Consider the following 19,843-nt stretch of genomic DNA (forward strand, 5'->3'; position numbering starts at 1 on the left):
CAGCACCTTCATGATCGGCGACGTTGTTCGGCGACGTTATAGCGTGGCGGCAGAGTCGAGAGCTGGAGGGCACCGATGACGGACCTGCATGGCGACGCGGTAGTGGCCGATGGGCACAACGACCTGCTGATGCTGGTGGCTCGGCGGCCGAAGGAGGTCTGGGTCGAGTACTTCCGTGACCGGTGGATTCCGCAGTTGCGGGCGGGCGGCATCGACGTACAGGTGCTGCCGGTGTTTCTCGACAGCGAGTTCCTGCCCGAGGGGGCGTTGCGCGAGACGCTGCGGATGATCGAGGCCGCACATCGGATCGCCGAGGGCAATGCCGACCAGGTGACGCTGTGCCGGACCGGTGCCGAGATCGACGAGACGGTCGCGGCCGGGCGGATCGCGCTGGTGCTCGCGCTCGAGGGGTGCCCGCAGATCGACAAGGACGTGGAGCTCTTCCAGACACTGGAGCGGCTCGGCGTACGGATGGCGTCGTTCACGCACTTCGGCCGGAGCGCGCTCGGCGACGGTTCGGGCGAGGACGCGACCGGGAGCCGGCTGACGAAGGCCGGGGTCGAGGCGGTCGGGTTGCTGGAGGAGCTCGACGTGCTGATCGATGTCTCCCACGTTGGCCGGCGCGGGGTCGAGCACATTCTCGAATTGGCGACCAAGCCTGTGGTCGCGTCGCACTCGAGCGCTTTCGCGGTACGTGAGCATCACCGCAACCTGACCGACGAGCAGCTTCGCGGGATCGCCGCGACCGGCGGGGTCGTCTGCGTCAACTTCTTCGCCGGCTTCCTGACCGCCGATCCGCGGCCGACGGTCGAGCACCTGGCCGACCACATCGAGTACGTCGTGAGCGTGGCCGGCGAGGACCATGTCGGGCTCGGCAGCGACTTCGTCGACGAGGTGTTCGCGGAGAAGATCCCCACCTGCGACCTGCCGCTGATCATCGAGGGCCTCGACACCGCCGTCCTGGTGCCCGGGCTGGAGGGTCCGGCCGGGATGCCGCTGGTCACCGAGGCGCTGCAGAAGCGCGGCCTCCCGGAGGCCGTCATCCGCAAGATCCTCGGTACCAACCTGGTCCGCGTTCTGCACCGTGATTGATCACCGAGAGTAATCGCCTGGACTCACTGGAGATTGTTGCCTCGTCACCCTTGGTCATTGCATCGGTCAACGGTTGTGTTCGGAAACCTCGCTCTGTAACGGATTGCGATGAGACCATCGCCATTTGCTGAGATCGGGGTTACAGTAATTACTGGGGGATACGGGGCGATCACGGGGTGGTGAGGCCATGTCTTGGCAACTCTGGGTATTGGTTGCGGCGACAGCTAGCGGTGTCGCGGCGATCCTGCTGGTGAAGTTCAGCCAGGCCCAAGAAGTCTTCGAGCGCATCACCGAGCCCGCCGCGCGACCACGCTCAGACCGGAACCCGCGACCACTGTCCGACCGGCCTGAGACCACAGTCGAGGACCTGATCAGGTACCGCCGCCGGCAGGAGCCGCGCCGCCTGACCTGGTTCCCATTACCCGCCCACCCCGAGCACCGCACACGCGGCCACCACTGACCCTGGGACGCGCCTAGCGGTGACCCGTGGGCGCTCACCTGCACAACGTCGGCTCCCGGGCCACTACCCCCCGGCCCCGGACCCAACAGTGCAGCTGGGCGCCCACCTCACATGCGATCCCACCGCCTACCCCACCCGTGCTCGCTCGTTGGGTGAGGGGAGCGTGTTGGTTGCGGGCTGGTGGTTTGGCTCCACCCGTGCTCGCTTGTCGGGCAGCAGTCTTGAGCCCACCCGAACCAGGAGGCGTCACGGCCTCTGAGGCTGCCCTCGCTGAGCGGGCGGATGGCGACCCGTTCGCGAATCGAACCGGGTGCTACTCAAAGACAAGTGACGCCCGGTTTTTCGCGGGCTCAGCGCGAAGGGGGCTCGGTTCAAGAAATTTTGGGAGCGTTGTCGATCTGCTCTGGGGCTGTTCGACCAGGGGGTGAGCAAGCAGTCAATCGACATCTTCTGAGGAGTTCACCATGACGCAGGACGCTGCCGCCGCCGGCCGGACCGGGCGCAAGGTCGTTGCCGCCTACTTTCTGTCTCTGGATGGGGTCGCTGAGGCGGCCGATCAGTTCATCACCGGGTGGGACGACGAGTTGGATGCCAGGGGTGCCGAGCTCATTGCGAGTCAGGACACGGTGATCCTCGGGCGCCGTACCTATGACGAGTGGGTCGGATTCTGGCCGGGCAGTGACATCGAGCCGTTCGCGTCGTTCGTCAACGCTGCTCCGAAGTTCGTCGCGACGTCGACGCCGCTCGCCGGCGAGTGGGCCAATTCGAGGGTGATCGAGGGTGACCTGGTCGACTTCGTGACGCGGTTGAAGGCCCAGCCGGGTGGCGACATCGGCATTCACGGCAGCATCTCGGTCACCCAGACGCTCCTGGCCGCCGGTCTGGTCGACGAGCTCCAGTTCGTCATCGCCCCGACCATCGCGCCGGCTGCCGGCAAGCGGCGGCTGCTCGACAACCTGCCGCCCATCCAGCTTGAAGCGATCAGCGGTACCACCTCCCCAACCGGCTACCTCCTGGTCACCTACCGCGTACTCCACTGACCACCCCACGTCGCGCCCGCAGCATCAGTGGGTCGGTAGAGCACAGGAGCTGGATGCCCCACCTCGCGCCGCCCCCGATCCGACTTTGGGCACCCACCAGTCGCCCGACTCACGGGTAGGCGACTAGCGGGTGCTCAAAGTGGGGCTTTGGTGAGCAGCGGCGGTCGGTCCGGCAGAGCCGACAGGAGCCCGAACGCGATGCGGCCGTCGGCGAGTGGTCGGGTGGCGTCGTTGCTGCGGGGAGCAATGTGAGTGCGGGTGCGGCCTGCCGGGTGCCACTCAGGGGACGAGTGGCACCCGGCACGGCGGCGCCCGGGAGTCGGGTCAGTAGCGCAATGCGGTCCGCGAATGGGTCGACGGGCTCAAGACTGTAGGGCGCAAGAGAGGCTTGAACCTCAGGCCCAGGGGTCGAAGGGGATGCCTGCTGGTTTGGAGGCGTTGAGGAGGTTGTGGAAGCGGTTGTCCTTGTCGGTGATCTTGATGGTGGCGGAGCCGAAGTCGGCGTTCATCAAGGTGTCGCGGAGGCCGGTGCTGGGCCAGCCGTTCCAGTCGACGAGCGGGGGGTAACGCCAGTTGTGGTAGTGGTTCTCCGGCGGCTCGTCGTTGGTGTTGGCCAGCCGGAAGAAGTGCGTGCTGAGGCCGTCCTTGTGGTAGACGACCTTCGGGTGTGAGCCGTCGAAACGGACCTGTGAGCGGGCGTACGTCACCTGGCTCGAGTGCTGCGTCGTGGTCACGTACTGGACCTCGTTGGCCGACTGGTTGATCCACGAGATGACGTGCTCGAAGTCGTGCCGGTGGCCACCGAGGCTGCTGCCGGCGACGGCCTGGTCCTTCTCGAAGTAGCTGGCGTAGACGACCGCGCACCAGCCGTTGTTGCACGACGAGCGGGCGTAGGTCTGCGAGTTGTCCAGGTCGGACTGGTCGTGGCAGTTGCCGTTGACGGCGCCGCTCGGGTTCAGGCCTGGGTTGAGGGTGCCGTCGGCTCCGATGGCGGGGGTGGCGTAGCAGCCGTCACCGTCGTAGTCGTAGGCCGGGGAGAAGGACTGCTCCCACCCGCCGGCGTTCTGCGGAAGGCCCGGGGGTGGCGCTGCGAATGCCAGGGCTGCGGAGGTGACCATCAGGGCGGCGGTACCGAGGGCGACGCCGACGGCACGGCGCCGGCGCTTGGACTGGGGCTTGGGGGCGGAAGGGGGCGACAGCTTGTCCATGCTTCGCTCTTTTCAACGATGTCGCTGGGCGATTGCGAACGTTGAAGAGGATGACACCTGAAGGGCACGTCAGTACATACTTCACGCGAATAAGAATCGACGCCGAGTGAACCTGCCCCCACAGCAAGTGAACAGTTCTACTCGAGCAACCCGTCCCGCCGAGCCACCGCGGCCGCCTCGGTACGGCTGCGCACACCCAGCTTGGCCAGGATGTTCGAGACGTGAACGCTCACCGTCTTCTCCGAGATGTACAGCTCCCGGGCAAGCTGCCGGTTGGTCCGGCCCTCGGCCAGCAGCGCCAGTACTTCGGACTCGCGCGCCGTCAGCGCCGCCGGCCCCGCGCCCGCCCCACCGCCCTCGGCCCCGCCCAACTCCTCCAGCAACGGCTTGGCACCGAGCCGGCGGGCGGTCTCCACAGCGAGCGCCACCTGCTCATTCGCGTCAGCCACCCGCCCAGCCGCACGCAGCGCGGCCGAGAAGTGCAACCGCGACCAAGCCTGCTGATGGACATCGCCGTACCCAAACGCGTCGACCGTCCGTTGCCAGGTGGCCACGTGCTCGGCCGGCGTCGGTGGGTCGATGTCGGCCAGCCAGCGGAGGCGCTCCCATTCCGCCTCCAGCCTGGCCAGCCACGCGATCCCCTCGACCCCGAGCACGCGGCCGGGCGGCATCCCCTTCTCAGCGGTCGACTGTCCGTCTGCCACCAGCTCGGCTCCGCGCGCCACCAACTCGGCCGCCGCGGACGGCTCATGGACGGCGCGATGGCACAGCACCTGCAGACCCAGCGTCGAGAACCGGATCCGGGCCATGAACCACTCGGTCTGGAAGATCTCCGCGCACAGCGACGACACGTCGGTGATCAGCTTCTCCGCCTCGGCCGGCCGGTTGAGCCTGAGATAGGCGTCGACCGCCGGTTGCAGGCCGATGATCGGCACCATGACGTCGAGCGTCCACCACTTGCGCAGCCGCTCCAGCTCCTCGGCGACCGACGTGTCGCCACGGGCGCCGCGAACATTCAGCCCCACTCCGCGCAGCGCGGCGTCCGCCGCGGCCGGTGTCATCGAGTCGGTCCGCGCGGTCGCTGCCGACTCGTCCCATTCGCCCAGTACGAACTGGGTCAGCGCCAGCGTCCGCCGAGCGTCGAACCCGTACGCCGCCCACTGACGCCCCAACTCGCCCGCACGTTCTGCCGCCAACTGGAGTGCATTCCGGGCGCTGGCGAGATCGCCCATCTCGTAGTGGTTCGACCCCAGCAAGAACCGGCTGCGTACCTCGGCCGCCGAGTCGCCAGCCAACTGAGCCCGTACTGCCGCCTCTTCCAGCTGCTTGGCCGCGGCCACGGGGTCGCCGGCCCGTCGACGCAGCTGGGCCAAGGTGATTCCGGCGTCGCTGGCCGCCGACTCCTGGCCGACTTCCCGCGCGATCTGCAACGCCTCATGGGCCCATCGCTCGGCCTCCATCGGCCGCCCGAGCGCATCCGAGACCCGCGCGTACATCGATGCCACCTGAGCCTTGAACACCGTCGCCGGCTCGTCCGAGGTCAACCGCAGCGCCTGCGAAATCGCCTCGTGCGCCTCTTGGTCGTTGTCGATGGTCAGCGCGATCTCGGCCAGCGGCATCAACAGCTCCGCTCGCTGGAGCCGCGGAGTGTCGGGCGGCAGCTCGCTCAGCGCCTTGCGCAGCAGCTTGACCGCGCGCAGGTGCTGGGCCGACAACGCAGCAGCGGTCGCCGTCTCGACGATCAGCCAGGTCTTGTCGATGCTCGCGTCGGGCGCTGCGTTAGGCAGCAGCTCCAGCGCCATCTCGTAGTGCTTCAGCGCCTCCTGCGGCGCTGCCACCGAGATGGCCTCCTGTCCAGCTCGTACCCGCGCCTCGAAGGCAGTAGCCAGGTCGTGGGACCTGGTCGCGTGCCCGGCCAGCTCTGCCGCAGTACCGGCGACGGTCTGGTCCTTCAGTGCTTTCGCGTACGCCGCGTGCTGCCGCACGCGCTCACCCGGGAGCAAGTCGTCATACACAGCCTCGGCCAGCAGCGCATGCCGGAAGTAGTAGCTCGCATTGCCTGGGTGCTCGATGATGTGCGCGTCGATGAGCTCCCGTAGCGCCGCATCCAGCTCACGGTCGGGCAGCCCAGCCACAGCAGTCAGGAGCGTGTGGGGAACGCGCCGGCCAGCCACTGCGATCACCCGAGCGACCTGCCGGGCGTCGTCCGACAGCGGGTCGAGCCGGACGAGCAGCAGGTCGGCCAGGTCGGGCGGCACTGCGTCTGCATCGCCCATCGACGCCGCAGCGACCAGCTCCTCGGTGAAGAACGCGTTGCCGCCCGCGCGCTCGAGGATGCGGAGCTCCTCCAGCTCAGACAGGGGCTCAGTGAGTAGAGCGGTCAGCAGCGTGCGGGAGTCGGTCGCGTCCAGCGGCAGCAGGCTCACCCGGCGTACGCGTGGGTTGCGGGACCACTCGGCGATCGGGCGGCGCAGCGGGTGCCGCCGGTGCAGGTCGTCGCTGCGGTAGGACACGACGAGCGCGAGCCGCTGCGAGGTGAGCCGGGTGATCAGGAACCCGATCAGGTCGCGGCTGGAGTCGTCGGCCCAGTGCGCGTCCTCGATGATCACCACCAGTGGCTCGCTGGTCGACAGCGCGGTGAAGGCGCCCAGTACGGCGTCGAAGAGCGCGGCCCGGTCGAGCTGGCCGTCCTGCGGGACGCTCTGCGCGCCGATCAGGCGGTGGGTCGGCAGCAGCCGGCCGATCGCCGGGAAGTTGGTCAGGACGCTCTCGACCACCTGCGGGCGCTCGTCGGCCAGCCGGCCGAAGATCTCGGTGAACGGCAGGTACGGCAGGCCGGCGTCGCCGAAGTCGGTGCAGTGCCCGACCAGCACGCCGAAGCCGCGCTCGTGCGCGCCGGTGGCCACCTCGTCGAGCATCCGGGTCTTGCCGACGCCGGCGTCACCGGACAGCAGGATCGCCCCGGCGCGGCGGGTCTTCGCCTCGTCCACGGCGCTGAGCAGTGCGGACAGCTCGGACGAGCGGCCGACGAGGGGTGTCGAGTTCCAGGGCACGTCGTCCATCTTCGCTCCTGGCACCGACACAAATCGACGGCATCCCGTCCGCGGTGCGTCCGCGGCGGAAAAAACGCCGTCCCCGACCGGGACTGTCCGGTCGGGGACGGTGGCCACGGCGGTCATGCCGCGGTGGTGGGTCGCAGTGCGTGGCGGGCGTGCAGCGGCTCGGGCTTCTCGGCCCGCTTCGCGCGCAGCCGGCGGCCGTTGGCCCGGCCGTACTCACGCTTGATCCGCTCCTGCCGGTAGGCGGTCTCCGCCTGGATCGACTGGGTGCTCATGAACATTGACATGGTGTGTTCCTCCCCTCAGGCGCTCTTGGTGAACAGGTGGACGATCCGGCGGGTGACCGGCTTGCCGGCGGACCGGCGGTAGTCGCGGGTGAGGCGCTCCTTGCGGTAGCTGACCTCTGCCTTGACCGACTCGTTCGTGAACATCTCGCTGCCTCCTGGCTGCCTTGGTTGATGCCCCTAATCTGCTCGTCTGAGGAGGGGCGGCACATCCGAACTAGTCCCTATCCAGGGGTCCAAGGGGCCTACTAGGTAATCCGGTTGACGCCTAGGAGCCCCTGGAACAGCAGTACGGCCGAGCCCCGGGTGAGGGGCTCGGCCGTACTGGGCTCAGGGGGTCGGTGGTGGTCGGGCGCTCACATCGCGTGCCTGGCCTGGACCACCGGCAGGCACTGTGTGGTGCTCACCGGCTTCTTGGGCGTGCGCCTGAACCACAGCAGCGGACGCTGGTAGTCACGCTTGAGTCGCTCCTGGCGGTAGGAGACCTCCGCTTGGAGCGCTGGCATCGAGAGGTTGAACATGGTGTCCTCCGGGAGCTTCGGTCGATGGCACGACTGTGCTCGCCTGAGGAGGAGGGCCACATCAGCACTACTCCCTATGCGCTGGCTACTGGTCCCTTAGATAGGCCTCTAGCTCGTCCCTAGTGGGCGCAGTGGCCGGTCCGCGCCGGGTCACCGCAAGGGCAGCCGCTGCATTCGCACGGCGGGCAGCCTCGGCCGGTTCCTTGCCCTGGGCAATCCCTGCCAGGAACGCCCCGGCATGCGCATCTCCAGCGCCATTGAGGTCCACAGCCTGTACTGCGAACCCATCCACCTGCGTAACGCCCTGACCCCGTACTGCGAGCACGCAGCCACCCGGTCCAGTGCGGACGAGCACATCGGCCCGACACGTCCTTCCCCGTACTGCGCGAGCCGAATCGACCGGATCGACCAGGCCGGTCAACAGGGTGGCCTCGCCGGCATTGGAACTCCACCAGTCGACGCGGTCGAGTACTGCCTCGAGCGCGTACTCGGGGATCTCGGCGACGAGTGGACCCGGGTCGAAGAAGACCTCGATGTCGTCGGGGAGCTTGGCGAGCCAGGGGAGCAGGGCGGCCCGGTTGGAGTCGTGCAACAGGCTGTACCCGGACAGGTACACGAGGTCGTCGTCGGCTGGTGCTGGGAGCTCGTCGCCGGTCAGAGTGGCCTCGGCTCCGCGGCTGGTGACGAAGGTGCGTTCGCCGGTCGGGTCGACGAGGGTGACGACGAAGCCGGTGTCCAGGTCTTCCCTTGCTGGGTGCAACCACTCGATACCCGCACCGGCGAGTGCTTCGCGGGCCATGGCGCCGAAGGGGCCGGTGCCGTGCGCACCGGCGTACAGGGTGGGGAGGCCCTGGCGGACGGCGGCGGCCATCACGTTGAAGCCGCCGCCGGGGGTGGTCGTGGTGCTGGAAGCGATGACGTCGCCGCCGTGGGGTGGCAGGTCGCCGACGGTCAGGACGAGGTCGATGACGACGTTGCCGAGGTGGAGGAGTCTCATCCTTCGCGGACCTTCAGGAGCTGGGTCGCGAGGGTGTCGAGGTCGAGGTTGTTGACCTCGGCAACGGTGGTGCGGGCGTGGGCGGGGAAGCCGTCGAGGCCGTGGCACGCGCCCGCGATCGCGCCGGCGATGGCGGCGATGGTGTCGGTGTCGCCACCGACCGAGGCGGCGAGGCGGACGGCGAGCCAGGGGTCGTCGGGGTAGGCGGCGAGGACGGCGAACGCGGCCGGTACGGACTCCTGGCTGGCCAGGCTGGTACCGACCAGGTCATACAGAAGTACAGACACGGCGCCCGGCCTAGGAGGGGTATCGCCAGACGCCGTGTCGAACATGGAGGCGGTCGGCTCGATGCGGGAGCCGGTCACCAGGGAGGTGGCCCATTTGATGCGGGTGGCGATGTCTGCGCCGGCTACCCAGTGGCCGCTGGTTGATGCTTTGGTGGCGGCTGCGATGGCTTGGGTGGTTGCTTCGGGGATGGTTGCGCCGTCGATGCCTGCGCTGACTGCTGCTGCGACGGCCGCGGCGGCGGAGAGGGCGAGGCCGGTGTTGTGGGTTGCGGCACTGGCGGCGATCACGCGCTCGATCAGCAGGTCGAGGTCTGTGGAAGGTGTGGCGATACCGACCGGCGTGATCCGCATCGCGGCGCCGTTGGTGGTCCCGTATCGCCCGGTCTCGTCGATGTCCTTGCCCTGCAGCAGTTCGTCGATCGCCCGCTTGGTCGACGGCCCGAGCAGATCGAGCGACCCGCGCGCCCGCATCCCGTCCTCCCACACCAGCAACCGCTGCGCCAGCTCCCGCCCGTCAACCTTCCCACCAGACTCCACCACCAGCCGCCCCAGCAACACAGCCTGCTCGGTGTCATCAGTAACCGCCCCAGCCCCCATCCCCGCCGCCAACGGCTGATCCTCAGGCGCCGGCTCGAACCCTCCGATCACCTCCCCGTACCGCTCCACAATCAACGCCCGAGGCAACGACTGAGTAGGCATCCCCAAGGCATCCCCAATAGCCAACCCATACAACGCGCCTGCCGCCCGAGACCACCTGGCGGAGTGACCGCTGATGCCCAAGGCGGAGCCGTCTGCCCCGCCCGCCCACCCCGCGGTAGAGGCGGTTGCGCTACCCGACTCCTCTTGGGTGAAGGCTTCTCCCGACTCGCCATGGGCCGGAGCGCCCGCTGCTCCCCGCCCAGGGGTGGCGCCGCTCGCGTGGGGGGCGGAAGCGTCCGCTGCTCTCCGCCCAGCGGCGGCACCGCTCGCCTGGGGGGCGGGGCCGCCCTTCCCTCCCATCCTGCCGATGCCGAAGGCGTCGGCGGGGCGCGCGGGCGTCATGGCGTGGGTCCCGAGTACGTGAGGCTCAGTTCGAAGTGTTCTGGGTCTAGGAGGCTGTCTACCTGTTCGGCGAAGCGGTTGTCGGGGGTGTAGCTGACTCGGCGGGTGTGGAGGAACCAGGTGCCTTCGGGGCGGCCAAGGAGGGTGGCTTCCCCGGGGTCCAGGGGGCGGCCGCGGAGGCGTTGTTCGCCGTGGTCGAGGTGTAGGCCGGCGCGGGCGAGGGTGGCGGTGATGGAGTTGTCGTCGAGGCCGCGTTCGGGGAGGTCGCGGAGTTCGTCCAGCGCGGGGATGCAACTGCGTTCGATCGAGATGGCCGCGCCGCCGACGATCACCCGCAGCCGCTCGATGACGATGACGTCGGGGGAGTCGAGGCCGAGCCGTTCGGCCAGTTCGTGGTCCTGTTCGTGGGCCAGCCGCAGCATCTGTACCCGCGTCTCGACGCCTTGCTGAGCCAGCGCATGCGACCACCCCAGCCGGTCGTCCAACGGCCGCCCATCAAACAGTACGAACGAACCTTTGCCGGTCCGAGTGGTGATCAATCCGTCTTCACTCAGTACTGCGAGCGCCGACCGCACCGTATTGCGGCTGACCGCAAACCGCTTGGCCAGTTCGACCTCGCCCGGCAGTTGATCGCCGTGCCCGACCCGTCCCGAGCGGATCTCCCGGGCCAGGATGGACGCGATCCGCTCGTGCTTGAGGTTCACCCCACGGATCACTGGTTGCGTACTTCCTCGACCGTCACGACCTCCAACATCGGCGAGTACAACCGCATGATGTCGAGTGTCTTCTGGTGACTGGCCTCATCGACCCCAGCGCACGCGTCGGCGACCACCTGAACCCGTACGCCGGCATCGACCGCCGCGAGTGCCGTCGTCAGCACGCAGCAGTCGGTCGTCACGCCGGACAGCACCAGCCGCCCGCCCGGCCCGACAGCCTCGGCCAACTCGGGCCCCCACTTGCCGAACGTCGTCTTGTCCAGCGTCGGCGCACCCCGGAACTCGTCCACCAGTTGATAGGCGTACGAGTCCGGCGGCTGCAACGCGAACGGCCACTGTTCGTAGTACGGGATCCAGGACCCGGCCGGCTCCGCGGGCGCGACGAAGCGGGTGAAGACAACAGTCGGGAAGATCTCGAGGAGTTGCTGCGTCGGCTTGATCACCCGCTGGAAGTCGGGTGTGGCCCAGCCGCTCTCCGGCTCGGCGAAGATCCGCTGCAGGTCGATCAGCGCGAGGACTGTCATGCGCCCACCTGCTCCCGAGCACCCACCTGCTCCTGGGCCCGCACCTGCGGCCGTGCGAGGAAGTACTGGACCAAGAAGCCGATCACCAGCGCGAAGAGCACGCCGAGGTTGGCGAACGCCCAGGCGCCTTCCTTGCCGCCCAGGCCGAGCGGCTTGAGCAGGTATCCCTGCCAGGTCAGCCAGTCGGCCAGGCCGTTGGTGACCAGACCCCATCCGATCGCCGTCCCGACCACAACGGTTGCTATCGGCAACCACTGGACATCGCCGTACCGGCCGCGCCGGTCGAACAACTCGGCCTCCGCGTAGTCGCGGCGACGGCTGGCGATGTCGGCGAGCATGATGCCGCACCAGGCCGCCACCGGGACGCCGAGCGTGATCAGGAAGCCCTGGAACTGGGACAGGAAGCTGTCGCTGGAGAAGAACACCACGTAGATCGTCCCGGCGATCATCACGATGCCGTCGATGAAGGCGGCCACGTACCGCGGCGCAGGCAGTCCGACCGAGAGCAACGCGAGGCCGGACGAGTAGATGTCCAGTACTGCGCCGCCCACGAGCCCGAGCACCGCGACGACCACGAACGGCACCAGGAACCAGGTCGGCAACGCCTCGGCCAGCGCGCCGATCGGGTCGGCCGCGATCGAGTCGCTCAGGTCCTTCGAGGAACCCGCCAGCAGGAGTCCGAAGACGAACAGTACGACGGGAGCAACCGAGGAGCCGAAGGTCGTCCAGCCGACCACACCCCGGCTGGACGCAGTACGGGGCAGGTAGCGGGAGTAATCGGCCGCGGCGTTGACCCAGCCGAGGCCGAAGCCGGTCATCAGGAAGACGAGGGCGCCGATCACCGCCTGGCTCGAGCCGCTCGGCAGGGCGCTGACGGCGCTCCAGTGGACCTGGTCGGCGACGAGGATGATGTAGACGACGGTCAGTACGCCGGTGACGACCGTGATGACCGTCTGCGCGCGCATGATCAGGTCGAAGCCGAGTACGCCGCAGGCGACGGTCAGCGTGCCGACGACGACGAGCGCGATCACCTTGGTGATGTCGCCGCCGCCCCAGCCGAGTCGCTCGAACACGGTCGCCGTGGCCAGCGTCGCGAGGATGGTCAGCACGGTCTCCCAGCCGACCGTCAGCAGCCAGCTGACCAGCGACGGAAGCTTGTTGCCCCGTACGCCGAACGCCGCCCGGCTCAGCACCAGCGTCGGCGCCGAGCCGCGCTTGCCGGCCAGCGCGATCAGGCCGCAGAGCAGGAACGAGAAGACGATCCCGATGACTCCGGCGATCACCGCTTGCCAGAACGAGATGCCGAACCCGAGCGCGAAGGCGCCGTAGCTGAGGCCGAGGACCGACACGTTCGCGCCGAACCACGGCCAGAAGAGCTGGCGCGGCGTTCCTTTGCGATCAACGTCGCTGATGACGTTCAGCCCGTTGCTCTCGACCGTGAGCGCCGTCCGTCCTTCGACAGCGTCTACCCGCAGCTGATCGGCCATTCGCGCTCCAACCCGAAATGAACCTGTCCAGTCCTGTCCATTTCACGGTAGGTCGCCGCTGTCACCGGGTCAAGGAGCCGTTGACCTAGACCATGCTCTAGGACCTAGCGTCGGGATCCCCGACGCTAGGAGCTGGCAGTGCAGAGGTTCGAGAACAAGGTGGCCTTCGTGACGGGCGCCGCCCATGGGATCGGGCGGGCGACAGTACTACGCCTGGCGGCGGAAGGGGCCGCCGACGGGGCGGCCGACATCGACGCCGAGGGGACCGCTGCCGTCGTCGCCGAAGCCGGTGGGTCCGTTGTTGCCCTCGACTGCGACATCACCTCCACTGCCTCTGTCGAGGCGGCTGTCGCGGCGACAGTGGAGCGGTTCGGGCGGCTCGACGTACTGGCGAATGTGGCCGGCCACAACCTCGCGCTGGAGGGTACTGACGACCAGTGGGGTCGGCAGTACGACTTCACGTTCATCGGAGCGACCCGCTGCATCCAAGCGTCGCTGCCGCATCTACTGGAGTCCCGCGGGTCCGTAGTACTGGTCGGGTCGATCAGTGGAGAGGTAGCGCTCGGTACTGCGCCCTATGCCGCCGCCAAGGCTGCCCTGGCCAACCTCGTCCGCAACCTGGCTGCCGACCACGGGCCGCGCGGTGTGCGCTTCAACGTGGTCGCGCCGGCCACTGTCGCTACTGATCGGTTTATCGGCAAGGAGGCGTTGCTGGAGGAGCTCAAGGCGATCTACCCGCTCGGCCGGGTCGGCACGGGTGAGGACGTGGCCGCGGCGATCGCCTTCCTCGCCTCCGACGACGCCTCGTGGATCACCGGCATCACGCTTCCGGTGGAGGGCGGACTGACAACGAGGCCCGGGCACTTGCTGAATCTGCTGTGATGGAGCCATGTCGACTAGTGCAGCCGTAGACGGGTTCTCGCTGGCTTACGACCGCGATGGGGAGGGTCCGGCCGTCGTACTGCTCCACGGCTGGCCCGGTGACAGGACTGACTATCGGCGGCTGGTGCCGTTGCTGGTGGAGCAGGGGCATGAGGTCGTCGTACCGGATCTGCGGGGGTTCGGGGAGTCGGACAAGCATGAGGCCGACCCGGCTGCGCAGTACGGGGTCGCTGGGCAGGCGCGGAGCGTACTGGGGTTGATCGAGGAGTTGGGGCTCGATCGGCCGGTACTGGCCGGGTACGACGTCGGCAGCCGGATTGCGCAGGGGATAGCGCGCAGTCACCCGGACCTGGTCGACGGGCTGGTGGTTGCTCCGCCGCTGCCGGGGATCGGGAAGCGGGTGTTCTCGGAGAAGGCGCAGGCGGAGTTCTGGTACCAGGCCTTCCACAAGCTGCCGGTGATCGAGTCGCTCGTCGACGGCCAGCCTGAGGCGGTACGGGCGTACCTGGAGCACTTCTGGACGCACTGGTCGGGTCCGGGCTTCGTACCGGAGCTGGATCACCTGGTGGAGATGTACTCGGCGCCGGGTGCGTTCACCGCCTCCATCAACTGGTACCGGGCCGGTGCCGGCTCGGTGGCGACCTCGGCGGCTGAGACGGCTCCGGCGTCGTATGACCGGATCGGCGTACCGACGGTGGTGCTGTGGCCGGAGTTCGATCCGCTGTTCCCGCGGGCCTGGTCGGACCGGCTCGACGACTTCTTCAGCGACGTCCGGCTGCGGCTGGTGGACGGGGTCGGGCACTATGCGCCACTCGAGTACCCGGAGATCCTCGCGGAGGAGATTGTCGGACTAGGCTGACCTCCATGCCTGACAGCCCTGTCCACCTGCCGACGCCAACGGTGCGACCGCAGGTGGGCGCCCTGGCCAGGCTCGCGCCCGAGCCGGTGCGCTATCTGCTGAACTGGGGCCGCAAGTACTCGCTCTGGGTGTTCAACTTCGGCCTCGCCTGCTGCGCGATCGAGTTCATCGCGGCCTCGATGGGCCGGCATGACTTCATCCGGCTGGGCGTGATCCCGTTCGCGCCCGGGCCGCGGCAGGCCGATCTGATGGTCGTGTCGGGGACCGTGACGGACAAGATGGCGCCGGCGATCAAGCGGCTGTACGACCAGATGCCGGAGCCGAAGTACGTGATCTCGTTCGGCTCCTGCTCCAACTCGGGCGGGCCGTACTGGGACTCGTACTGCGTGACGAAGGGCGTCGACCAGATCATCCCCGTCGACGTCTACGTGCCCGGCTGCCCGCCGCGACCGGAGGCGTTGCTGCAGGGCATCCTCAAACTGCAGGAGAAGATCGCCGGCGAGAACGTCACCAGCCGGTACGAGCCGTCGCCGCAGGCCTTGACCCGCGGCCTGATCGCACCGCCTTCCGCAGCAGGTCCCGAGGCGGGCGGCTCCGCTGAGGTGCGGTCGCAGTGAGCGATGATGCGCTCGGCGCGCTGACCGAGGCGGGCATCGCCGCGACCAAGGTGGACAGCTTCGGCCCGGAGACGATCGACGTACCGGCCGAGTCGTGGATCGCGACCCACGAGGTGCTGCGCGACGAGGTCGGGCTGACCTTCTTCGACTTCCTCACCGCGAGCGACGAACTCAACGACGGCTTCCGCGTCGTCACCCACCTGGCCGACTTCTGGGGCGGCGCGCACGTCGACCACCTGATCGTCCGCACCCTCATCCCCCGGGCGACTCCTTCCCTGGCGACACTTTCCGGCCTGTACGCGGGGGCGAACTGGCACGAGCGCGAGACGTTCGAGATGTTCGGCATCACCTTCGAGGACCATCCGAACCTGATCCCGCTGCTGCTGCCCGACGGTTTCGAGGGCAACCCGCTGCGCAAGGAGTTCGTACTCGCCTCGCGGATCGCCAAGCCCTGGCCAGGCGCCAAGGAGCCAGGCGAATCCGACCACGCCCCAAAGGCCGGCGCCCCCAGCCGCCGCCGCACCCTCCCCCCAGGAGTCCCCGACCCCGAGTCCTGGGGCCCGCGCCCACCGGGTTCACCCGACCCAGACCCACTGGCCCCGGCCCTGTCGGCGGCAACCCCGGCCCGCCCACGTCGAGCCGCAGGCGAGCGGCGTACGCCAAAACAAACCGAACCAAAGCCGGAAACCGAGTAGGCGACTGACTCCTCCAACCCTTCTGACCAGGTCACACGAGTTCGAGGCGCTCCAGCCGCTGACCGGTGATGGCTGCAATCAGATCGAAGTCCTTGTCGAGATGCAGGACGATCAGGCCGGCGAGTTCGGCGGTTGCCGCGATCAACAGGTCAGGCACAGATGGCGCATGATGTTCCCCGCTGGCAGCGAGCATCGCCTGAATGGCCACCGCCCGACGTTCGATCGCCGGCGTCGCGTTCTCGACCGGCATCGACGACACCGGAGGATGCTGGAGAGACAGTCGGTGTTCTTCGGCTGTCCGGGCGGAGAAGCCGACCTCGAGCAGAGTGACGGTGGCGATATGTACCAGCCCTCGGTCGATTCGGCTCGCCCATTCGTCGACCGCCGGGCTGTTCCCCAGACGTACCAGCGCTGACTTGTCCACCAGCCAGCGCCGGGTCTCGCCTTTCGGTGTCACGACCAGGCCTGGTCCATGACATCGGGATCAGCCAGATCCCGGGCTGTCTGCGAGAAGCGTTTGAGGTCGGCAACGGTCACCGGGTCATCGCTTCGGCCGGCCTCCTGACTGAGCTGGCGGCGGAGGTACTCGCTCCTCGACAGGCCGAGATGGCTGGCCCGATGGTCGATCACAGCGAGAACCTCATCGGGCACGTCGCGGATCAGTACGTCGCTCATGATCAGGCTCCTTCCTCTGATATCAGAGGATATCAGTCGCGAAAGTCGTCTGCGTGGTCTTCGGCCCATTGGTGGTAAGTGAGGGCGGGGCGAGTCAGGAGGGTCTCGACAGTGGTGGTTACTGGTTCGGGGTTGGCGACCAGGGAGTGCCAGTAGGTGAGGGCGGAGTCGATGAAGGACGGGTCGAGACCTTGGGTGAGCATTGACCGGCGGGCTTCCGGGGGTGGGGTTTCTTCGACCCGGAGTTGCCTGTTCAGGACAGTGGCGATGGTGGCCACCTGCTGGGCCTGGGTCAGGACCTCTGGGCCGGTCAGGGCGTAGGTCTGGCCGATGTGTTTGTCGTGCAGGAGGGCTTGTACTGCGACGTCGGCGATGTCGCGTTCATGGATGAGCGAACGGCCGGCGTTCGGGAAAGGCATCCGGACGACGTTGCCGGTGCGGATCTGTTCCGCCCACTCCAGGGTGCTGGCGGCGAACCCGCCAGGGCGGACGAACGTCCAGTCCGCGCCTGCGTCGGTCAGCAACACCTCGAGCTCGCCCCAAACGCCACTGGCCGACGGGTCGGCCTCGCTGACGCTCATCGACGACAGGTAGACAACTCGCCTCACCTGCTTGGTCAGGGCCGTCAGTACCGGAGCAGCGCCGTCGGCTGTGAAGGCCGGCCAGAGCAGGAACGCCGCGTCGACCTCGGCGGCGGCGCGCGAGACAGCAGCCGGGTTGTAGATGTCGCCCGGGACTACCTCCACCTCAGCAGGCAGTCCAGCGAGAGCCGGGGTGCGCACCAGCGCCCGCACGCCCACGCCCGCCTCCAGCAGACCCCGTACTACGTGACGCCCGACGCGCCCAGTCGCACCGGTGACGAGGATCGTGGTCATCTCGCGTCAACTCCGTTGGATCGGCGATTTGTCCACACCCTGGTACCTCAACTGCCGTTCAGGTCAAGCTGGAGTGGATAGGCTGCGGGCATGCTCGAATTCGTGGTGCGTGTGGTGGGGGTGCTGGTCGCGTTCCTCGTCGCGCCGCTCGTGGTCGGGCAGGCCGAGCACAAGGTGATGGCGCACATGCAGTCACGGCTCGGGCCGATGTACGCGGGCGCGTTCCACGGGTGGGCACAGCTGGTCGCTGATGGGGTGAAGTTCATCCAGAAGGAGAGCGTCACCCCGGCGGCCGCCGACAAGCGGGTCTTCGAGTGGGCGCCGATCGTCGCGATCCTGCCGTACATGGCCGCGCTCGCCGCGATCCCGCTGGCGCCGGGCATCGTCGGGGCCGACCTCGACTCGGGGCTGTTCTACGTGCTCGCGGTGATGAGCATCGGCGTACTGGGCTCGCTGATGGCCGGCTGGGCGAGCGGCAACAAGTACAGCCTGCTCGGCGGGTTGCGGGTGGCGGCGCAGTTGATGAGCTACGAGCTGCCGTTCGTACTGTCCGCCGCGAGCGTCGCGGTCGCCGCCGGCACGCTGAGTCTGAGCGGGATCGTCGGGGTCTGGAATCCGTGGTGGCTGCTCTGGCAGCTGCCGGGCATGGTGGTGTTCTTCATCGCCGGGCTGGCCGAGCTGCAACGGCCGCCGTTCGACATGCCGGTGGCCGATTCCGAGGTGATCTTCGGGCCATACACGGAGTACACCGGACTCCGGTTCGCGATGTTCCTGCTCGCGGAGTACGCCGGGATCGTGGTCCTCGCCGGGCTCACGACGGTCCTGTACCTGGGTGGCTGGAGCGGGCCGGGGCCGGACAGCATCGGTTGGATCTGGACCGTCTTGAAGGTCGCGGCCGTGTCGCTGCTGGTCATCTGGGTGCGGGTGGCGTTCCCGCGGCTGCGTGCGGACCAACTGCAGAAGCTCGCTTGGCAGGGCCTGGTGCCGGTGGCGCTCCTCCAGCTAGCGCTCACCGGCATCGGCGTCGTCCTCTTCTACTGACGGTCCCCACGTCCCAGGCATTGCCAGGTCAGGGCGTAGCTAGGGCCTCCGTGGGGGACAGGCGGGAGGCCCGGATGGCTGGGTAGAGGCCGGCCAGACCGCCGATCAGCAGGGTTGCCGCGATGCCGCCGGTCAGTGCCCAGAGGGGGAGGACCGTCAGCCAGCCCTGGTACGACGAGTAGGCGGCGGTGACTCCGCTGCCGAGGATCGCCCCGCCGATACCGCCCAGAGCGGACAGCAGCAGCGATTCGGTCAGGAACTGGGTCCGGATCTGGCCTCTGGTCGCGCCGAGCGAGCGCCGGAGGCCGATCTCGGCTCGGCGCTCCAGCACGGAGATCACCATGATGTTGGCGACGCCGACACCACCGACGACCAGTGCGACCGCGCCGAGCCCGAGCAGCAGGGCTGTGAACGCGTCACCGGCGGCCTGCTTCGCGGCGAGGGCGTCGGAGGGGCGGGAGACGTCGACCTCGTTCGGCGCCTCGGGGTTGGCGGTGGCGCCGAGTACCTCGCGGACTGATTCCACCTGGCTGTCCGGCGTACGGGTGTAGATCTTCGTCGCGTGCCCGTCGAAGCCCAGCGTGGCGTCCGCGGCGCGCCAGCCGATGAGAGCCGCGCTGTCCAGCTCCGGCGCCAGCGCGGCGGGCTCGAGGATGCCCAGGACGGTGAACCACTCATCGCCGATCAGCACCTTGGTATCCGCGCCGGACCGGTTGATCCCCAGCCGCTCAGCCGCCGCCGAGCCGAGCACCGTCGCCGGGTACGACCCGGTCGCCGCATCCAGCCACCGACCACTGCGCACCGTCGCCCCGATGGTCTCGAGCAAATCGGTCCGGGCGGCGTACGCGGCAATCCCGTTGGTCTGAACCGCCGGAATCCTGTCGCTGCGATAAACCGAAGCCCCATCCACCAACCCAATGGCCGACAACCCCTCCACCGGCCCGATCCGCCGAACCATCCCCTCCGCGGTCAACGGCAACTCGGCCGCCTCCCCGGTCAGCCGTGTCCCCGGCGCCACCGTCAGCAAATTGGTGCCCAACGCATCCAACGTCTCATCCAGCTCAGCCCGCGAAGAAGCCGAAATCCCCACCACACTCACCATCGCCGCAATCCCGATAGCAATCCCCAACGCCGACAAGAACGCCCGCAACGGCCGAGTCCGCAACCCCACCCCACCAACCCGCACCACATCCCCCACCCGCAACCGCCCACCCCGAAGCTCCCGCCCACCCCACCCCGGCGCTACCGCCCGCCCACCCCGCCCCGGCGCTGCCGCCGGTCCGCTCCGCCTGGAGCCGGCTGCCGGCCCACCTGATTCCAGCGACGCCGCTCGCCCACCCTGCCCTTGCGGCGGCACCCGCCCACCGCGTTCCGACGATGCCGTCGATGCACCCTGCTCGGGCGGTGCCATCTGTCCGCTTTGCTCAAGCGGTGATGCCGACCCATCGGCAGCTGCTTCTCGCGGCGTGGTGGGCGGTGTTGC

22 protein-coding genes are annotated in these 19,843 nt (G+C 68.4%); 8 read left to right on the forward strand and 14 right to left on the reverse strand.

Annotated features, from left to right (window positions below; all coding sequences use genetic code 11):
* Nucleotides 1–75: 75 nt before the first annotated feature.
* From ACIA12_RS27085 to ACIA12_RS27095, 3 genes are all read left to right on the forward strand, one after another.
* Nucleotides 76–1,092 carry a dipeptidase gene (locus tag ACIA12_RS27085; RefSeq protein WP_396369882.1) on the forward strand — a complete coding sequence of 339 codons (1,017 nt, stop codon included), beginning with the start codon at nt 76–78 and terminating at the stop codon, nt 1,090–1,092.
* 187 nt (nt 1,093–1,279) lie between these two features.
* A complete protein-coding gene (locus tag ACIA12_RS27090; protein WP_396369883.1) occupies nt 1,280–1,552 on the forward strand; it encodes a hypothetical protein in 273 nt (90 codons plus the stop codon).
* A gap of 464 nt (nt 1,553–2,016) precedes the next feature.
* Nucleotides 2,017–2,592, forward strand: a complete 576-nt coding sequence (locus ACIA12_RS27095; protein ID WP_396369884.1) for a dihydrofolate reductase family protein — start codon at nt 2,017–2,019, stop codon at nt 2,590–2,592.
* A gap of 395 nt (nt 2,593–2,987) precedes the next feature.
* On the opposite strand, the gene ACIA12_RS27100 is transcribed toward ACIA12_RS27095, so the two are convergent.
* The 10 genes from ACIA12_RS27100 to ACIA12_RS27145 all read right to left on the reverse strand — a co-directional run bounded on the left by ACIA12_RS27100 (nt 2,988) and on the right by ACIA12_RS27145 (nt 12,716).
* Nucleotides 2,988–3,800: an NPP1 family protein gene (locus ACIA12_RS27100; RefSeq protein WP_396369885.1), complete on the reverse strand. Its 813-nt coding sequence runs from the start codon at nt 3,798–3,800 to the stop codon at nt 2,988–2,990.
* 137 nt (nt 3,801–3,937) lie between these two features.
* Nucleotides 3,938–6,862, reverse strand: coding sequence for an AAA family ATPase (locus ACIA12_RS27105; RefSeq protein ID WP_396369886.1), 2,925 nt, complete (start codon nt 6,860–6,862; stop codon nt 3,938–3,940).
* A 113-nt stretch (nt 6,863–6,975) separates the two neighbouring features.
* Entirely contained in the window at nt 6,976–7,146 is a 171-nt protein-coding gene (locus tag ACIA12_RS27110) for a hypothetical protein (RefSeq protein WP_396369887.1), read from the reverse strand.
* A gap of 15 nt (nt 7,147–7,161) precedes the next feature.
* Nucleotides 7,162–7,290, reverse strand: a complete 129-nt coding sequence (locus tag ACIA12_RS27115) for a hypothetical protein (protein WP_328329674.1) — start codon at nt 7,288–7,290, stop codon at nt 7,162–7,164.
* A gap of 209 nt (nt 7,291–7,499) precedes the next feature.
* Nucleotides 7,500–7,664, reverse strand: coding sequence for a hypothetical protein (locus ACIA12_RS27120; protein WP_396369888.1), 165 nt, complete (start codon nt 7,662–7,664; stop codon nt 7,500–7,502).
* An 85-nt stretch (nt 7,665–7,749) separates the two neighbouring features.
* The gene (locus tag ACIA12_RS27125) at nt 7,750–8,661 is read right to left on the reverse strand and encodes a PfkB family carbohydrate kinase (protein WP_396369889.1); all 912 of its coding nucleotides are present in this window, start codon (nt 8,659–8,661) and stop codon (nt 7,750–7,752) included.
* On the reverse strand, nt 8,658–9,647 hold the full coding sequence (locus tag ACIA12_RS27130) for an ADP-ribosylglycohydrolase family protein (protein ID WP_396369890.1): 990 nt from the start codon (nt 9,645–9,647) through the stop codon (nt 8,658–8,660). The genes ACIA12_RS27125 and ACIA12_RS27130 overlap by 4 nt, the downstream gene beginning before the upstream one ends.
* Before the next feature lie 338 nt (nt 9,648–9,985).
* Entirely contained in the window at nt 9,986–10,705 is a 720-nt protein-coding gene (locus tag ACIA12_RS27135; protein ID WP_396369891.1) for a GntR family transcriptional regulator, read from the reverse strand.
* A complete protein-coding gene (locus ACIA12_RS27140; RefSeq protein WP_396369892.1) occupies nt 10,702–11,229 on the reverse strand; it encodes a cysteine hydrolase family protein in 528 nt (175 codons plus the stop codon). Before ACIA12_RS27140 ends, ACIA12_RS27135 begins: the two co-directional genes overlap by 4 nt.
* Entirely contained in the window at nt 11,226–12,716 is a 1,491-nt protein-coding gene (locus ACIA12_RS27145; protein ID WP_396369893.1) for a purine-cytosine permease family protein, read from the reverse strand. Before ACIA12_RS27145 ends, ACIA12_RS27140 begins: the two co-directional genes overlap by 4 nt.
* 138 nt (nt 12,717–12,854) lie before the next feature.
* Here ACIA12_RS27145 and ACIA12_RS27150 point away from each other — a divergent pair, with 138 nt between their 5' ends.
* From ACIA12_RS27150 to ACIA12_RS27165, 4 genes are read left to right on the forward strand one after another with little or no spacing between them, the layout of a single operon-like run.
* Nucleotides 12,855–13,598 (forward strand): SDR family NAD(P)-dependent oxidoreductase, encoded by a 744-nt coding sequence (locus tag ACIA12_RS27150; RefSeq protein WP_396369894.1) that lies wholly within the window; start codon nt 12,855–12,857, stop codon nt 13,596–13,598.
* Between the two features lie 7 nt (nt 13,599–13,605).
* The gene (locus ACIA12_RS27155; RefSeq protein WP_396369895.1) at nt 13,606–14,457 is read left to right on the forward strand and encodes an alpha/beta fold hydrolase; all 852 of its coding nucleotides are present in this window, start codon (nt 13,606–13,608) and stop codon (nt 14,455–14,457) included.
* Between the two features lie 5 nt (nt 14,458–14,462).
* Nucleotides 14,463–15,074 carry an NADH-quinone oxidoreductase subunit B gene (locus ACIA12_RS27160; protein WP_396369896.1) on the forward strand — a complete coding sequence of 204 codons (612 nt, stop codon included), beginning with the start codon at nt 14,463–14,465 and terminating at the stop codon, nt 15,072–15,074.
* Nucleotides 15,071–15,769: an NADH-quinone oxidoreductase subunit C gene (locus ACIA12_RS27165; protein ID WP_396369897.1), complete on the forward strand. Its 699-nt coding sequence runs from the start codon at nt 15,071–15,073 to the stop codon at nt 15,767–15,769. Before ACIA12_RS27160 ends, ACIA12_RS27165 begins: the two co-directional genes overlap by 4 nt.
* Nucleotides 15,770–15,800: 31 nt before the next feature.
* Here ACIA12_RS27165 and ACIA12_RS27170 read toward each other — a convergent pair whose 3' ends face one another.
* Genes ACIA12_RS27170 through ACIA12_RS27180 form a run of 3 tightly spaced genes read right to left on the reverse strand, consistent with a single transcriptional unit; the run spans nt 15,801 to nt 17,319 of the window.
* A complete protein-coding gene (locus ACIA12_RS27170; RefSeq protein ID WP_396369898.1) occupies nt 15,801–16,226 on the reverse strand; it encodes a PIN domain nuclease in 426 nt (141 codons plus the stop codon).
* Nucleotides 16,223–16,444: an antitoxin gene (locus tag ACIA12_RS27175; protein WP_396369899.1), complete on the reverse strand. Its 222-nt coding sequence runs from the start codon at nt 16,442–16,444 to the stop codon at nt 16,223–16,225. The genes ACIA12_RS27170 and ACIA12_RS27175 overlap by 4 nt, the downstream gene beginning before the upstream one ends.
* 32 nt (nt 16,445–16,476) lie before the next feature.
* On the reverse strand, nt 16,477–17,319 hold the full coding sequence (locus ACIA12_RS27180; RefSeq protein WP_396369900.1) for an SDR family oxidoreductase: 843 nt from the start codon (nt 17,317–17,319) through the stop codon (nt 16,477–16,479).
* Nucleotides 17,320–17,409: 90 nt separating this feature from the next.
* Here ACIA12_RS27180 and ACIA12_RS27185 point away from each other — a divergent pair, with 90 nt between their 5' ends.
* The gene (locus tag ACIA12_RS27185; RefSeq protein ID WP_396369901.1) at nt 17,410–18,360 is read left to right on the forward strand and encodes an NADH-quinone oxidoreductase subunit H; all 951 of its coding nucleotides are present in this window, start codon (nt 17,410–17,412) and stop codon (nt 18,358–18,360) included.
* A 28-nt stretch (nt 18,361–18,388) separates the two neighbouring features.
* Here the strand turns inward: ACIA12_RS27185 and ACIA12_RS27190 are convergent, their stop codons facing one another.
* Complete coding sequence (locus ACIA12_RS27190; protein ID WP_396369902.1) at nt 18,389–19,771, reverse strand: ABC transporter permease; 1,383 nt, start codon at nt 19,769–19,771, stop codon at nt 18,389–18,391.
* Nucleotides 19,772–19,843 lie beyond the last annotated feature (72 nt).

Origin of the sequence: Kribbella sp. NPDC051620 (assembly GCF_044453825.1) — a bacterium.
In the GTDB taxonomy this organism is placed as follows: domain Bacteria; phylum Actinomycetota; class Actinomycetes; order Propionibacteriales; family Kribbellaceae; genus Kribbella.

Excerpts from the sequence above, each read along its gene's own strand:
- ACIA12_RS27175 (WP_396369899.1), bottom strand. The coding sequence starts at position 16,444 with ATGAGCGACGTACTGATCCGCGACGTGCCCGATGAGGTTCTCGCTGTG.
- ACIA12_RS27185 (WP_396369901.1), top strand. The coding sequence starts at position 17,410 with ATGCTCGAATTCGTGGTGCGTGTGGTGGGGGTGCTGGTCGCGTTCCTC.
- ACIA12_RS27105 (WP_396369886.1), bottom strand. The coding sequence starts at position 6,862 with ATGGACGACGTGCCCTGGAACTCGACACCCCTCGTCGGCCGCTCGTCC.
- ACIA12_RS27130 (WP_396369890.1), bottom strand. The coding sequence starts at position 9,647 with ATGCCTACTCAGTCGTTGCCTCGGGCGTTGATTGTGGAGCGGTACGGG.
- ACIA12_RS27095 (WP_396369884.1), top strand. The coding sequence starts at position 2,017 with ATGACGCAGGACGCTGCCGCCGCCGGCCGGACCGGGCGCAAGGTCGTT.
- ACIA12_RS27090 (WP_396369883.1), top strand. The coding sequence starts at position 1,280 with ATGTCTTGGCAACTCTGGGTATTGGTTGCGGCGACAGCTAGCGGTGTC.
- ACIA12_RS27120 (WP_396369888.1), bottom strand. The coding sequence starts at position 7,664 with ATGTTCAACCTCTCGATGCCAGCGCTCCAAGCGGAGGTCTCCTACCGC.
- ACIA12_RS27160 (WP_396369896.1), top strand. The coding sequence starts at position 14,463 with ATGCCTGACAGCCCTGTCCACCTGCCGACGCCAACGGTGCGACCGCAG.
- ACIA12_RS27100 (WP_396369885.1), bottom strand. The coding sequence starts at position 3,800 with ATGGACAAGCTGTCGCCCCCTTCCGCCCCCAAGCCCCAGTCCAAGCGC.
- ACIA12_RS27180 (WP_396369900.1), bottom strand. The coding sequence starts at position 17,319 with ATGACCACGATCCTCGTCACCGGTGCGACTGGGCGCGTCGGGCGTCAC.
- ACIA12_RS27115 (WP_328329674.1), bottom strand. The coding sequence starts at position 7,290 with ATGTTCACGAACGAGTCGGTCAAGGCAGAGGTCAGCTACCGCAAGGAG.
- ACIA12_RS27085 (WP_396369882.1), top strand. The coding sequence starts at position 76 with ATGACGGACCTGCATGGCGACGCGGTAGTGGCCGATGGGCACAACGAC.
- ACIA12_RS27140 (WP_396369892.1), bottom strand. The coding sequence starts at position 11,229 with ATGACAGTCCTCGCGCTGATCGACCTGCAGCGGATCTTCGCCGAGCCG.
- ACIA12_RS27145 (WP_396369893.1), bottom strand. The coding sequence starts at position 12,716 with ATGGCCGATCAGCTGCGGGTAGACGCTGTCGAAGGACGGACGGCGCTC.
- ACIA12_RS27190 (WP_396369902.1), bottom strand. The coding sequence starts at position 19,771 with ATGGCACCGCCCGAGCAGGGTGCATCGACGGCATCGTCGGAACGCGGT.
- ACIA12_RS27110 (WP_396369887.1), bottom strand. The coding sequence starts at position 7,146 with ATGTCAATGTTCATGAGCACCCAGTCGATCCAGGCGGAGACCGCCTAC.
- ACIA12_RS27155 (WP_396369895.1), top strand. The coding sequence starts at position 13,606 with ATGTCGACTAGTGCAGCCGTAGACGGGTTCTCGCTGGCTTACGACCGC.
- ACIA12_RS27125 (WP_396369889.1), bottom strand. The coding sequence starts at position 8,661 with ATGAGACTCCTCCACCTCGGCAACGTCGTCATCGACCTCGTCCTGACC.